The 15,026-nt window shown below is 35.5% G+C and carries 16 protein-coding genes; 11 read left to right on the top strand and 5 right to left on the bottom strand.

The genetic code is table 11. The annotated features are described in order from the left end of the window. Positions 1–8: 8 nt before the first annotated feature. The 4 genes from FN756_RS11050 to FN756_RS11030 all read right to left on the bottom strand — a co-directional run bounded on the left by FN756_RS11050 (position 9) and on the right by FN756_RS11030 (position 3,221). Positions 9–827 (bottom strand): PDDEXK family nuclease, encoded by an 819-nt coding sequence (locus FN756_RS11050; RefSeq protein ID WP_142604169.1) that lies wholly within the window; start codon positions 825–827, stop codon positions 9–11. A 261-nt stretch (positions 828–1,088) separates the two neighbouring features. Beyond that, positions 1,089–2,222, bottom strand: a complete 1,134-nt coding sequence (locus FN756_RS11040; RefSeq protein ID WP_142604168.1) for a TlpA disulfide reductase family protein — start codon at positions 2,220–2,222, stop codon at positions 1,089–1,091. Next, positions 2,216–2,470 (bottom strand): hypothetical protein, encoded by a 255-nt coding sequence (locus FN756_RS11035; protein WP_142604167.1) that lies wholly within the window; start codon positions 2,468–2,470, stop codon positions 2,216–2,218. The genes FN756_RS11040 and FN756_RS11035 overlap by 7 nt, the downstream gene beginning before the upstream one ends. A gap of 142 nt (positions 2,471–2,612) precedes the next feature. Then, entirely contained in the window at positions 2,613–3,221 is a 609-nt protein-coding gene (locus tag FN756_RS11030; RefSeq protein ID WP_142604166.1) for a beta-class carbonic anhydrase, read from the bottom strand. Positions 3,222–3,898: 677 nt separating this feature from the next. Between FN756_RS11030 and FN756_RS11025 the strand changes: the two genes are divergently transcribed. From FN756_RS11025 to FN756_RS10975, 11 genes are all read left to right on the top strand, one after another. Next, positions 3,899–4,561 (top strand): MarR family winged helix-turn-helix transcriptional regulator, encoded by a 663-nt coding sequence (locus tag FN756_RS11025; protein WP_142604165.1) that lies wholly within the window; start codon positions 3,899–3,901, stop codon positions 4,559–4,561. A gap of 4 nt (positions 4,562–4,565) precedes the next feature. Next, on the top strand, positions 4,566–6,107 hold the full coding sequence (locus FN756_RS11020) for a phytoene desaturase family protein (protein WP_142604164.1): 1,542 nt from the start codon (positions 4,566–4,568) through the stop codon (positions 6,105–6,107). Continuing rightward, positions 6,056–6,184 (top strand): fasciclin domain-containing protein, encoded by a 129-nt coding sequence (locus FN756_RS14780; RefSeq protein ID WP_142604197.1) that lies wholly within the window; start codon positions 6,056–6,058, stop codon positions 6,182–6,184. Before FN756_RS11020 ends, FN756_RS14780 begins: the two co-directional genes overlap by 52 nt. A 3-nt stretch (positions 6,185–6,187) precedes the next feature. Then, positions 6,188–7,024: a phytoene/squalene synthase family protein gene (locus tag FN756_RS11010; protein ID WP_142604163.1), complete on the top strand. Its 837-nt coding sequence runs from the start codon at positions 6,188–6,190 to the stop codon at positions 7,022–7,024. Next, a complete protein-coding gene (locus tag FN756_RS11005) occupies positions 7,021–7,482 on the top strand; it encodes a hypothetical protein (protein WP_142604162.1) in 462 nt (153 codons plus the stop codon). Before FN756_RS11010 ends, FN756_RS11005 begins: the two co-directional genes overlap by 4 nt. 1 nt (position 7,483) lies before the next feature. Next, a complete protein-coding gene (locus FN756_RS11000; RefSeq protein ID WP_142604161.1) occupies positions 7,484–7,957 on the top strand; it encodes an SRPBCC family protein in 474 nt (157 codons plus the stop codon). Continuing rightward, positions 7,954–8,433: a sterol desaturase family protein gene (locus FN756_RS10995; protein WP_142604160.1), complete on the top strand. Its 480-nt coding sequence runs from the start codon at positions 7,954–7,956 to the stop codon at positions 8,431–8,433. The genes FN756_RS11000 and FN756_RS10995 overlap by 4 nt, the downstream gene beginning before the upstream one ends. Positions 8,434–8,450: 17 nt before the next feature. After that, entirely contained in the window at positions 8,451–9,884 is a 1,434-nt protein-coding gene (locus tag FN756_RS10990) for an SDR family oxidoreductase (RefSeq protein WP_142604159.1), read from the top strand. A 134-nt stretch (positions 9,885–10,018) separates the two neighbouring features. Beyond that, positions 10,019–10,720, top strand: coding sequence for a lycopene cyclase domain-containing protein (locus tag FN756_RS10985; RefSeq protein ID WP_142604158.1), 702 nt, complete (start codon positions 10,019–10,021; stop codon positions 10,718–10,720). Further along, positions 10,695–11,270, top strand: a complete 576-nt coding sequence (locus FN756_RS10980; protein WP_246085466.1) for a lipocalin family protein — start codon at positions 10,695–10,697, stop codon at positions 11,268–11,270. Before FN756_RS10985 ends, FN756_RS10980 begins: the two co-directional genes overlap by 26 nt. Then, a complete protein-coding gene (locus tag FN756_RS10975; RefSeq protein ID WP_142604157.1) occupies positions 11,260–12,561 on the top strand; it encodes a cryptochrome/photolyase family protein in 1,302 nt (433 codons plus the stop codon). Before FN756_RS10980 ends, FN756_RS10975 begins: the two co-directional genes overlap by 11 nt. Positions 12,562–12,923: 362 nt before the next feature. Here FN756_RS10975 and FN756_RS10970 read toward each other — a convergent pair whose 3' ends face one another. Next, entirely contained in the window at positions 12,924–15,020 is a 2,097-nt protein-coding gene (locus FN756_RS10970) for an alpha-amylase family protein (RefSeq protein WP_142604156.1), read from the bottom strand. Positions 15,021–15,026 lie beyond the last annotated feature (6 nt).

The following is a 15,026-nucleotide window of genomic DNA, read 5'->3' as shown; positions in this document are numbered from 1 at the left end:
AAACACTATTACCTATTAATCAGTAACAGATATTTCAGGTTTCCGGAATTGAAAATACGCACATACCCTTTCGCTTCCATAAATGAATCAATTGTTTTAAATGCGTCCTGATTTTTAAACTCATTGGATAGATGATCGGGCAAACGCGTTGAATAATATCGCAATCGTTCCTTTGGATGAATCCAAAAAGGAAGTGGAGCGGTGTTACCTATGTGTGTAAATCCTAATTTCTGATAGCCCTCTCCCATCGACCAATCCCGATCGGCATAGGTCATAATATCATCCGGTTTTTGCTCTTTAATGAAATGCTGAAGCAACTTACTTAAGCCGCCAACAACAGTATGGCTATGCAAATTGGCAAACCTAACCAGTTCAAATGACTGATACGTTTGTCCCTCACGCAGCATGGGCCTTCCTGCGCTAAAAGAAGCAGCCGCAACCAATGAGCCCTTATGGACCAAACCGTATTTATATTTTGCCGTTGGAGAGCCTTGCAAGTGATTCTGATTTAGAAAAGTAGTTAAAACGGGTTTATCGAGTTTAACAACTTTTGTTTGTCGCCCGTGAATTCGTTTCGATTGACCCAGCATGGCCATCACTCTCGACTTAATCAATTCGGTATTTTCCATCCAAATGTCTTCCCACAAATGAATACAGCGAATATTTTGGAGTTGAAACTGCTCAGTTATCGCAAGTAATTCACCCCCGTTCTTCATCGAAACACTTGGTATGCTGTTCAAATGAAGCACAAGATGGTGATCAGGGAATAAAACAAAATCATTGGTTACCTGAACGTTAAAAAACGTTTCTAGTGATTGTTCGTTCAACCATTTTATAACTTCAGTTAAAAAAGAATGAGGAGTGATCAAATTTAAAGAATAAATGCCCTGCAATATCACAATTAAATACAAAACTTGTTTGAAAATGGGATAAAAACAAATCCCCGCAAGGATTAATTGCGGGGACTGAAATTTTAATTAACCTCAATTTTCGCTTATCCGGATCGGCCAATTATGGTAGCCTCTTCAACCTCTATTAGTTTACCCGTTTTAACATCATAAATATATCCGTAAACCGGGAAAATCTTGTTACTTGAAAATCTCTTTCAGTTTTTTCTTTAACCCATCGCCTCTCAAATTCATTGCAATAATCTTCCCTTCAGGATCTATTAAAAAGTTTTGTGGGATAGCATTTACTTTATAGACCTGAGCAGCAGCGCTTTTCCAGCCTTTAAGGTCACTCACGTGAATCCATGTTAAATTGTCTGTTTTTATTGCTTCAATCCAGTCTTCCTTCCCAGAATCCAGAGAAACACCTAAAATGGTAAAGTTTCTATCTTTATACTCGTTATAGGTTTTTACCAGAATTGGGAACTCGGCCCGGCAAGGCTTACACCAACTAGCCCAAAACTCAATAAGAACATATTTTCCTCTTAATGATTTAAGATTAAAGGGCTGGCCTTTCAAGTCCAAAGCGTTAATTTCGGGCGCGTAAGTTACTGCTGAGAAATCGTTTATGGTGTTTGAAGCTTTAATTTTTGACTTAATGGTCGAAATAGTTTCTGGAAGATAAGAGGACCGTGAAAACTTAGATTCAAGATGCTTCAACAAATCTTCAAGATCATCCAATTCGTTGCGAATGATAAAATTTGCTAAAATAAAAGAGGCGGTAACAGGACTTGGTGTTTTATAGGCAAGCTCCTTATTTTGCTTATGAAAGGCAATATTCATGAGTTTAAGTGCATTCTTTTCCACATTTATATCATCCTCATTTGCCCCTATGTTTTCCATGCTGTCAATTTTACTTTCTATTTTTCGCAATCTCTTACCTTGTTCATTAGCTGCTAAGTTAAAATTTAGAAACTCTTTAGCTGCGACCGCCCCTTTAATACTTGTTTCCCAATAATTATCCAGATCATGGTATAAGACTAAACTGTCTTTAGGAGCTATAGCCAATACTAGAATTCCTCCTTTCTTTGAAAAACGTAAATAATATGACCGCTCCTCACTTGCCGATCCGCTCAACATAATCAACCCTTCAGTCGAACTTACTTTTGCAGAGTCAACAATATTCTTATTCCTGAAGTTAATCAGATAAACAGTCTGAGAGGGAGTGTTCTTCAAATAACCATTTATATAAAAACTTCCACGGTCATCTTGAGATTTTGCCAATAAAGAAGTAAGAATCATTATAAGCAATAAAGAAAATCTAACTTTTAACATAAATAATCTGCTGAATATTCCTGGTAAACCATTTCTTCTGCTACTCCATTACTTGTTGCACAAACTGAACCAGAAGTACTTGTAGTTCCACCCTGCCCATTATCCCAAAGAGTTGTACAATGGAATAGCGTTTCACCAGGAGTACAGTAACCGACACTTCCACTTCCTCCTAATACCATTTTCAATTGCTTTCTTGTAAGTACTTCCGAACTTTCTAAGTTCAATTTTTTTAATGTTAACTTTTTCATTTTTTTAAGAATTAATAATTAAACATAACCCTAAGATATTTACCTCCAGTCTACTATTATTGTACTGGAGTGAAAAGTGTTAAAACAAATCCCCGCAAGGATTAATTGCGGGGACTGAAATTTAATTAACCTCAATTTTCGCTTAGCCGGACCGGCCAATTATGGTAGCCTCTTCAACCTCTATTAGTTTACCCGTTTTAACATCATAAATATATCCGTAAACAGGAACATTATACGGCACTAAAGGATGCCTTTTAATGCGTTGTACATCTTCTACAACACTTTTTTTTAAATTCTTGAAGGTTAAAAATGAAATAAAATTAGCCTCATCAGAACCTCCATGCTCTTCAACATTTCTCCAGCCTTTTGAATCAATGGTAGCCGTTTGTAAGCTTGTAGAAAGCAGATCGCGCATTATTTCATCTGTAAAAAGTGCCATCCCGCAATCGGTATGGTGAATTACGAACCACTCGCGGGTTCCTAAAAGTTTTTGAGAAATCACTAGGGAACGTATGGCATCATCACTTGCTCTTCCGCCGGCATTTCTGATAACATGTGCATCTCCTTCGGATAATCCGGCAAATTTAGCTGGATCCAACCGGGCATCCATACAGGTTAAAACGGCAAATTTACGTACAGGCGGAATTGTTAGTTTACCTTTGTCCCCGAATTGTTGAGCATACTTTTCATTCGCATCCAGTACTTCTTTATGTACCTTACTGTTCTCTTTTTGTAGTAGATGATTAGGCATATTGATAGTAAGCGATTAGGTAGATTATTAATCTTAAATTACTGATTATTATCATGTTAAGGAAATTAAATTTAAAAAAATACCGCATTAAGAATCGTAATTTTTACACCCCAAAGCATAAAACAAAAACAGCTTGTAATTTGATAATTACAAGCTGTTTTTAATTAAAAAATCTGACTTTAGTTGTACGGTTACTTTCCCGATGCAGAAATTGATCTACCCAACATCTGTGTTTATTTACAATTACAGATCAGCGTTATGCTAATGTAATAGGTATGGCTATTGGGACTTACCTCCTATTTGTCGGCAGGCTAGTACAGTATAGAGGTACCTAACTGTCATTCTACTCTCTCAACATCTGTTTCTACCCATTCAGCTTTTTATTTCTTGCCTTGCTCTTTTAAGCCATTTTGCTACGGCAAAATAATTATTTTTTAAGATACAACAGATTAACTAGGACTAAATAGAAGTTGCCAATGGTAACTGTTTATGTTTATAAGAACTATAATAGTGGTCAGGCTGGTTTAGCTTTACTGAAATAGCTCATTCAACTATATAGTATAAAAATAAACTAAATATTTAAATTTTAACCTTTTTTAATATTTAATTTCAATTGTTAAATCAAAACTAGTATATTTATATTCTAATTTATTTTTTTAGTTCAGTATTGAAATAGAATGGACTTTCATTTATTAAAAGATATCATTGATTTAATGTGGGAATTTGAAAATTCAAATTCTAAATCGAACATATTTTCTAATGATTTAAGCGGTTTTAAGCAATGGGTAATTTTTAGTTTTTCTAAATCAGAGTCCATGGTGGAACCCGATTGGGAAGGCAAGAAAAATGGTCGAAGCCCTGAAAGTGTAATCAGTACTTTCATTGTGCATATGAATCGCTATGCCAAAAATTATTCTAAGTCTGCGATTTATGGTTCGGATTTTTCTACGCAGGAAGATTTTATTTATCTCATCAATCTAAAAGCTTTTGGTGAAATGACAAAAATGGAGTTGATAAAAAAGAACATTCAAGATAAACCTGTTGGAATGCAAATTATCAATCGCTTGATTTCACAAGATTGGGTGCAGCAGAAAGATTCTGAAACGGACAAACGAAGCAAAGTAATCAACATAACAGCAAAAGGTTTAGAAGCACTTGATAAACAAATGGGCAAAATTCGTCAAGCAACCAATATTGTGTCAGGAGATTTGACCCACAGTGAAAAAATGGAACTCATCCGATTGCTCAATAAACTCAATGATTTTCACCATCCGATCTATTGCCAAAATTTAGAACCTGACGAGTTGTTGAATGAAGCATTGAAAACAAAAGAACAATAGAAAAATGAGAAGAAAAATAGCATTAATAGGTTCAGGGTTTTCAGGCATGTCTGCTGCGGCTTATGCTGCTAAACAAGGTTATGAGGTTCACGTATTTGAAAAACATAATCAACCAGGTGGCAGAGCCAGGCAATTTACCACCGAAAAAGGATATGTTTTTGATATGGGCCCAAGTTGGTATTGGATGCCGGATATAATAGAAAACTTCTTTAATGATTTTGGTTATAAAGCTTCCGATTTTTTTGATTTGGTTTCTCTGAATCCACAATTCGAGATGATTTTTAATGATGGAAAAATTGCCGTTCCCGAATCGTATGAAGATCTAAAAAATCTATTTAACGAATTGGAGGTCGGTGCCGGAGAAAAACTTGATGAATTTATGAAAGCTGCTCAATTTAAGTATCAAGTGGCTATGCAAGATTTTATAAATAAACCTTGTCATAGCTGGAAAGAGTTTTTGTCGCCAAAAATTGCAAAGAGTGCTTTAAAACTTGATTTGCTTACCAATTTCAGAAGTTATGTTGCCAAGTATTTTGATAATCCGAAGTTGAGAGTTTTAATGGAGTTTCCCGTTATTTTTCTCGGTGCTTCACCTAAAAACATACCTGCACTATATAGTTTAATGAATTACGGAGGCTATGCTCTCGGAACCCATTATCCTATGGGCGGATTTTATCAATTGGTTTTAGCAATGCAAAAGGTTGCAGAGTCACAGGGAGCTACATTTCATTTTAATAAGACAATAGAAAAAATACACACCCATAAGGGAAAAGTGACTTCTTTAGTTATTAATGGAGAAAATCATTTTTTTGATTTAGTCATTGCTTCGTCTGATTATCATCATACAGAAACTTTATTAGATGTAAATTTGAAAAACTATACCGAAAAATATTGGAAGAGTAGAACTTTTGCCCCTTCTTGTTTGATTTACTACTTAGGGATCAAAGAAAAAATAACTAACATCAAACACCATACTTTATTTTTTGAAAATGATTTAGATGAACATATTGATGCAATTAATCGCAATAGAAAATGGCCTGAAAACCCATTATTTTATGCCTGTTGTCCTTCCAAGACTGATTCAAGTGTAGCGCCTTCAAACTGCGAAAACATTTTCCTATTAATGCCTTTAGCTATTGGCATTAAAGACAATGAAGAATTGCGAGAAAAATATCTAAACATAATGATTAATCGTCTTGAAAAACTCACCAAAACAGAAAATTTACTTTCAAAGATTGAATATAAAAGAAGTTACTGCGTGTCAGATTTCGTTCAAGATTACAACGCGTATGGAGGTAATGCTTATGGGCTTGCCAATACGCTTTCGCAAACTGCAGTATTGAAGCCCAAAATCAGGAATAAAAAAATAAGCAATCTTTTTTATACAGGTCAACTTACAGTACCCGGACCTGGTGTTCCGCCTTCAATCATTTCAGGGAAAATTGTAAGCCATGAACTTAATAAACTTAAATTCAAAGACGATGAAAAAAAAGTATTAACGGAGGACCCCTATCTCTCACTAACAACAACAAGGGAGTTTTTGTAAATGGGTGGAAAGTCACAACAGCAGATATTAACACAAGCAATAGAGTTATCCATTCAATTGAAAAGGTAAAACCATAGACTATGAAAAAACTATTTGATGAGTTGTCTTACCAAGTAAGTAAAAGCACTACTGAAAAATACAGCACAAGTTTTTCTTTTGGGGTATTAACTCTGAAGCCCTCCATTCGTCCTGCAATTTATGCCATATATGGATATGTGCGTTTAGCAGATGAGATTGTGGATAGTTTTCACGATTATGATAAAAAAACGCTATTAAACAGATTAAAAATTGAAACAGATCAGGCATTAAAAGAAGGTATTTCGCTTAATCCAATTTTACAATCCTTTCAAGAGACGGTTCATAAATATAGTATTGATAAGATACTGATAGACCAATTTCTTCATAGTATGGAAATGGATTTGAACAGAATTGATTACAATTCGAAATTGTATAATGAATACATATACGGTTCGGCGGAGGTTGTGGGTTTAATGTGTTTACAAGTGTTTACGGAAGGTAAGAAGGAAGAATATGAAAAACTAAAACCTTATGCAAAGAAGTTGGGTTCTGCATTTCAAAAAGTAAATTTCTTACGAGACTTAAAAGATGATTATCAAATTCTGGGTCGCACTTATTTTCCCAATATACAGATGAATTTATTTGATAGTTGTGTTAAACGTGAGATTGAAAATGAAATTGAAAATGAATTTAAAGAAGCTTTTGTTGGAATCAAAATGTTGCCAAACTCATCAAAATTTGGAGTGTATTTAGCATACAAATATTATATATCCTTATTTAAAAAAATAAAAACAACTTCTGCGGAAGATATATTACAAAATCGTATCCGCATACCGAATACTCAAAAATTTTCTGTAATGGTTCTTAGCTATATCCAATATAAAGTTGCGATGTTATGATAAGATTTGTTCTGATATGCAGTCTTTGCTTATTATGCTCTTTTAAAACAAGTAATAAAAATATTGATCTGGATTATATCAGAAATAATTATGAAAAATCAGTAACCGAAAAAGAGATCTGTGAAATGATGATTAAGGCATTGGAGCAAATTAAATTGAATGATGTTACACTAGCCTATTTAGGTGCCTTACAAATCATTTGGGCAAATCACACTATTAACCCCTTAACTAAGTTAAGTACATTTAAGAAAGGAAAAACCAATATTGATAAAGCACTAAAAAACGAAAAAGACAATATTGAAATACGCTTTATACGTTTATCGGTGCAAAAAAATTGTCCTCAATTTTTAGGATACAATAAAAATATTCTTGAAGATGAGCGCTATTTAAGAGAGCATGTTGAAAAGGTACAATCTGAGAATCTAAAAAAGATGATCAATAATATTTTAAACAAATAGAATGAAATTTCAACTATACAGAGAGCAACAACAAAGTTGTGATATACAAACAGCTTGGAAATTTTTCTCCAATCCGTACAATCTTTCAAAAATAACTCCAAAGGATATGGGGTTTGTTGTACGCTCTGAATTTGCTAATGAAGATATTCATGAAGGAATGGAGATTGACTATAATGTTTCACCGTTTTTAGGCATTGAAATAAAATGGAAAACCCGTATTACACAAGTTGAATTTCAAAAGAGTTTTACAGATTTTCAGGAAAAGGGTCCTTTTAAATATTGGAATCATCGCCACGAATTTGTTCCAAATGAAAAGGGCGTTTTTATGAATGATACAGTTGACTATGAATTACCTTTCGGATTTTTAGGTACCCTGGCACATCAAGTTTTAGTTAAAAATAAATTAGAAAAAATCTTCAATCATAGATTTAATGCTCTGGAGAAGATGTTCAACGATACAAAAAAGGAATTATGAATGTTATAATCATCTTAGTAGTTTTTATACTTATGGAAGGGGCAACCTGGCTTATCCATAAATACGTAATGCACGGTTTTTTGTGGATGTTACACAAAGATCATCACGACCACACCAATGAAGGTTTCTTTGAGAAAAACGACTATTTCTTTGTGATATTCGCATTACCTACAATTGCTCTAATGTATTTTGGTTCGCTAAACCACTTTAACTATTTGTTTTTTGTTGGATTAGGAATAATGCTTTACGGAATGGCTTACTTTTTCGTACACGATATTTTTATTCATCAAAGAGTTAAGTTAGGAAGCCGTACTATAAATCCCTATTTTTTAGCGCTACGCAGGGCTCACAAACAACATCACAAGCACATTGGTAAAGAACAAGGGGAGTGTTTTGGTTTTTTGTTTGTTCCATTAAAATACGTTAAAATTTATTCTAAGAATGAAAACCAAGAGACCAAAAAAGATAATCAATAATAAATAAACCCCAATCCATGAAAATTCTGCTTACGGGAACTTCGGGTTATGTAGGAAAAAGATTGCTAATTCAATTGTTGAAAGAAAGTCATCATATCGTTTGTTCGGTTCGAGACAAGAATCGGTTCAGTTCAAAAAATTATGATGCCGCTAAAGGAAACATTACAATTATAGAAAATGACTTTTTGCAGCTTGGTACATTAGAAAATATTCCCGAAGATATTGATGTGGCTTATTTTCTCATACATTCTATGGCATCTGCTGATGGGGATTTTTCGGAAAAAGAAAAATTGGTTGCAGAGAATTTCCGATCAGCAATTGAAAAAACTAAATGCAAGCAAGTAATCTTTTTAACAGGTATTATTAACGAAAGCAAATTATCTAAACATCTTGCCTCCCGCAAACAAGTAGAAGCGACGCTGCAATCTCACAAATACGCTTTGACAGTACTAAGAGCCGGCATTATCGTAGGTTCAGGCAGTGCTTCATTTGAAATTATCAGAGATTTGGTAGAGAAATTACCAGTAATGATTGCCCCTGTTTGGGTAAAAACAAAATGCCAGCCAATAGGAATTAGAAATATTATTGAGTTTTTGTCAGGTGTGCTGCTCAAAAAAAATGTTTTCAATCGTCATTTTGATATAGCCGGGCCTGAAGTACTTACTTATAAAGAAATGTTGTTGCAGTACGCCGAAGAACGACATCTGAAAAGATTCATTATCACGGTGCCATTTTTCAGCCCTCGTATTTCATCCTACTGGTTATATTTTATTACTTCTACTTCATTTCCCTTAGCAAAAAATCTGGTCAATAGTATGAAAGTTAACGTAATTGCTGATAAAAATAGCCTGGCAGAAGATTTACATATTACGCTAAATACTTATAAGGAAAATATTGGTTTTGCCTTTGATAAGATAAAGCAAAATGAAGTAATGTCTTCCTGGTATGATACATTTTCCAGCCATCTTCATCAGCGTAACGTTTGGCAATACCTGGAAGTACCTGACGAAGGCTGTTTCAAATATAAAAACGAAATGAAAATAACAGACCGCGAAACTACGCTTAATAAAATATTTGAAATTGGTGGAAAAAATGGTTGGTATTATGCAAATATTTTATGGAGAATAAGAGGTTATTTAGACCGATTGGTTGGAGGTGTAGGATTACGCAGAGGCCGAAGAAATGCATCTGAATTGGAGGCAGGAGACAGTCTGGATTTTTGGCGAGTACTTTATGCAAATCGAACAGAGAAAAGACTTTTACTTTTTGCAGAGATGAAACTACCCGGTGAGGCATGGTTAGAGTTTAAAATTCATGACGATAAACTTTACCAAGAAGCTACTTTCCGCCCTGTTGGCCTATGGGGAAGGTTTTACTGGTATTTAATGTACCCATTTCATGGACTGATTTTTGGCGGTATGATCAAAAAATTAGTTAGAGCTAGAAGCTAATTTATTACTTAAGCAATCTGGCTAATTAGTTGGGTTCTCAAAATGATATAACAAGAATAGTAGTACGTTAATGAAAATAAGTTCCATTATATATACTACCCAAGTTACCCCTAAGTTAAAATGAACTAAATTAAATGAAACCATTCACTTATTTATTAATAAACTTTCTCACGGTCATCATTTGCTTTATAGCATCTTTCGATAAAAGAATTCAATTCAACAAATATTTTGGGTCATTTGTTAAATCCGCTATTCTCGTATCTATTCCTTTTATTGTCTGGGATATTTGGTTTACGGCCCGGGGTGTTTGGTGGTTCAATTCAAAATATACAATTGGGTTAAGTATTGCAGGCCTGCCTATTGAAGAATTTCTCTTTTTTATTTGCATCCCTTTTTCTTGTGTATTTACCTATTTCTGTTTTGACAAATTTATTAACATGAATTGGGTGGATACTTTTAATAATATTATCGTTTTTGTAATTGTGACTGCTTGTGTTGTTATAGCCTTATTGCATTTCGACAAGATTTACACCTTTCTTACTGCAGTAACAACTACACTTACTTTAATTTATTTGCGTTTTATAGCTCACGTAAGTTGGATTGGAAAAGCCTCAACAGTATTTTTTATATTAATGTTGTTTTTTTTTCCGGTCAATGGTGCGCTCACTGGTACAGGATTGGAATCTGCAGTTGTAAATTACAATCCGGATGACTTTTTAGGAATACGAATGCTTACTATTCCTATTGAAGATGCTTTTTATGGTTATACGCATTTTTTGTTGGTAGTTTACTTTTTTAAAATATTTCAAAATGAGCCTTGTGAAATCAAAGAATAAAACATTTATGGGAACTGCTTTAATTATAGGAATCGCTGTTCTTTTTAATTCCTGTGCTTCCAGCCCTCCAAAAGTGCAGCCGGTTAAAAATTTTCATATTAAGCGTTATTTGGGAACCTGGTACGAAATTGCTCGGTTTGATTTTCGGTTTGAAAAAGATTTAGATAATACATCTGCACAGTATACTTTAGATAAAAAAGGAGATGTGATTGTTTTGAACAGTGGCTTTAATTTTAAAAAGAATGAATGGACAAAAGCGGAGGGTTTAGCAAAATTCCGTGGAGATAAATCGATTGCTGCACTTAAAGTAAGTTTTTGGGGGCCATTTTATTCGGATTACAATGTGGTGGCATTGGATGAAAATTATCAATATGCGTTAATTGCCGGAAAAAATTTAGATTATCTATGGATTCTATCAAGAGAAAAATCCATTCCCCAAGAGGTAAAAACAAAATACCTGAAAATCGCAAAGAAAATCGGCTACGACACTTCTAGATTGATCTGGGTGAAACAGGATAAAAACTACAATCCGTATATAAGTGAAAATTAAAATTGTACTATTTTGGTTTCGCAGGGATTTGCGATTAGAAGATAACATGGGGTTGTTTCAAGCACTTTCCACAGCATACCCCGTGTTGCCTATTTTTATCTATGATACAACCATTCTACATCAATTAGAAGATAAAAAAGACAGAAGAGTTGATTACATCCATCAGGCGTTAAACTTCATCAATTTTAAATTAAAAATCCACGGTTCTAAGTTGAGTAGCTTCGTTGGAAATCCGCTTGATATTTTTAAATCACTTTCTGATGAATACGATATTCAAGCGGTTTTTTGCAATCGGGATTATGAGCCACAAGCCATTCAGCGAGATACAGAAATCTATAATTTTTTCAAGAAATTAAATATCACTTTTAAAGCGTTTAAAGACCAAGTGATTTTCGATAAAAATGATGTTTTGAAAAATGATGGTACTCCTTACACTGTTTACACACCTTATTCCAACAAATGGAAAGAGCATTTAAAGCCGAAACATTATCAAGCTGTACCAATCAATTTCAGTAACTTTTTCCAACAACCGTTTTCAGGAATCATCTCATTGAAAGAATTAGGATTTGAAAAAACGGATATGGTTTTCAAACAACCCGAATTAGATAAAAGCATCATTTCAGAATATGATAAATACAGAGATTATCCGGCCATACAAGGGACTACGCAATTGGGGATCGCACTACGTTTTGGAACCATTAGCATTCGCAAATGTGTAACCTTCGCTATAAAAAACAATCAAACCTGGTTATCTGAACTCATTTGGCGTGATTTTTTTATGCAGATTTTGTATCATTTTCCCGATGTGATTCATCAGCCATTCAAAAAACAATATGGTAACATTCAATGGCGAAATAATGAGTTGGAGTTTGAACTTTGGTGTAATGGAAAAACAGGTTACCCACTTGTAGATGCAGGAATGCGACAATTGAACGAAACAGGCTGCATGCACAATCGCGTTCGGATGATCGTTGCAAGTTTTTTGTGCAAACTTTTATTGATAGATTGGCGTTGGGGCGAAGCTTACTTTGCCCAAAAATTAAACGATTATGATTTGGCTGCCAACAATGGAAACTGGCAATGGGCAGCAGGTTGTGGTTGTGATGCGGCACCCTATTTCAGAGTGTTCAACCCAACAATCCAAGCAGAAAAATTTGATAAAAATCTCGAATACATCAAAAAATGGATCCTTGAATTTGAAACAGTTGAATATCCAAAACCGATTGTAGAATATAGTTATGCGAGAACTAGAGCGTTGAGAGTTTACGGTGAAGCATTGAAAGAAAAATGATCCTCCACTAAATTTAGCAGTACATGTGGAATCATAAACGGTTATACCGTATTTATACCCTCAGGCGCTTAAACCTTCGCAATAAAATTGCTGCCCGTGTCAAGGCTCCTTTGTTTAAGGCCCATTGGTCCCAACATCACCTGGTGCATGGATTTTATGCACGACACGCTGATCAACAGCAAGACAATCAGGACATTAAATATCATAGATCCCTATCATCCCTGTTTGATAGTAACATACCTCTAAATATTGCGATTAATAACGAATTACAGGCTTTTTTTAAATATTGAGGTACAAATAAGTTACAAAAATTTTCAATTTGACAGCTTCACCAAGGTTTGAGTAAACCGTTCGAAATCATTTCATATTACATTATACTTCAAAAACAAAAAGTCCGCAGGTTTTTTAACCGTGAAACTGATATCGCCATTGGAATCTGCATTTTTTATCATCACAGCTCCTGTTTGCAGATTAGTTATCGCAATGCTTTTGCCTGCCAGGAATTTTAAGCGGATTTTTTTAATGGGCTCATTGTTGTGCAGTTCCCTGAACAGGAGCAAATAATTATCTTTTACACCATTTTCACTCACCATTTGAAATCCCGACCAGCTTTCATTGTCCGGTTTATCTCCTACCGGGAAAGTGTAAGCCGTAAAAATCTTTTCCCTATGTTTTTTATACAGAGCAATAAAGCCTTTCAATTCTTCTTTTCCCTGTGGGTCAAGGAACTGGGCGCTTTGGAAGAAACAAGGCACAAATGGTACACCCATAGCAAAGCAATAAGAATGACTGTGTTGCGTTGCGTCGCTGCGTTCAGCGTTGGTGCGTTTGGGGTTTTGCAGCATTACCTGCAGTTTATCACTGTTGAAATATTTTGCCATCAGCCAGTGTTGCCGCAACACCTGGTATGGCACCATGGTTAAATGAGCTGGCAATCCTTCCTGCAGGTTTTGAAAATAAATGCTGCCGAATTCTTTACTGTAATACCAGCCATACCTAGGGTCGTCGTATTCGGGGCATAAAGAGAATTGCGTTTTCATGGGCCCATACCTCAACACATCCCGGTATTTTTTTATGCGTTCTTCATAATCCTGACGGTTGTGCAACTGGTCAAAGTCCACCTTCCAGGAAACAAAGCCTAATGAGTCAATATTTTTTTTCATTTCTTCGGCTGTGGCATATTTTGCAGTTATCCATAATCCGAATCGCAGCTTATATTTATCGGCCTCTTCTTTCAATTTTTTCCAGCCGCCTTTATATCGGGGTTCGAAATCCCGGGCACCGCTAGAGCGTCCACCCTTCTGCCAGCCATCATCAATCTGCATTACATCAATGCCAATGTCTGCTAAAGCCGGCATTTCTTTCATCAGGAAATCTTCTTCGGTAAACCTTGCCCCATCGGGATCAGCAGGTCCCCAAGTATTGCTTAGAATAAACATATCCCTGCCAGGAAAAACCGGGTAGCGCATTCTGTCAAATTTTTTCAAGGCTAATTGCATCCCATCGTTACCACCATTCCAGAGGATGGTCCAGGTAGCCCAACATTCCCTAAAACGATCAGGAACAATTTCCTCTGCACCCAATCCCCAACCGGTTACTTTTAATCCCTCAGGACCGGAATAAAAACTACCAGTAAGATGGGCCTGCTGGTTAACGCATTTGGGAGATTCTTTTACCACACATACCCCTTCGCTCCCTCTATTATATTCCACGCTCAAACCGCTGGCCCAGTTATTATCTTCCTGTAAAAAAACAGGGTAACCGCTCACAACTGTTTCTTGCAACATTTCTCGGCTGGGATCATGCCTTCCACCGGGGTTGTTATAATATCCCCAATAGCGGCGCTGGTTTTCTATGGTAAAATTCAACGGCAGATAATCGCATAGCGGGCCGGCAAGTTCCATGTTGTAGCCATAACTGTTTACTTTCTTTTCATCATCCCTGATCCCTTTTGCAACAAATCCATCGAGGGCTTTTATCCTTAATTGTGTACGAACACCAACTGCATCAGGATATACCCACACTATATGCTGCACCAGAAGTTTGGCGCCTGGATATTTTATGGTGGAAATAATTTGCAGATGCATATTGCTCAAACCCTCATCGTTGTTTTGAGTTACTTCTACATTCATCAATTCTGCCGATGACGAATCGCTGATGGCGCCAGGCAAACTCCAATCACTCCGCAGCTTAGGGCTGATTTTAGCATATTCTTTATTATACAGCAAATCCTTCAGGCTGATGGTTTGCAGACCGTTGCCTGTCCATTTCCATACCCTTTCGATCTTACCCGTAGAAGCAATGATTTTGTTTTGCGAAAGAATAACCTTTGCATTCTTTAATATAAAAACGGAATCTCTGTAAATAGCTTTTTGCTGTTCATTCCTGCCTGCCCTTGAGGATAAAGCACTGACAAGAATAATACCTAGGAAAAATGCCATTAATGATTTATTGTTCATAGGTGT

The organism is Solitalea koreensis (genome assembly GCF_900182575.1).
Taxonomy (GTDB): domain Bacteria; phylum Bacteroidota; class Bacteroidia; order Sphingobacteriales; family Sphingobacteriaceae; genus Solitalea; species Solitalea koreensis.
The sequence above is the reverse complement of the archived record's forward strand: the minus strand, read 5'-3'. Positions and strand labels throughout refer to the sequence as shown.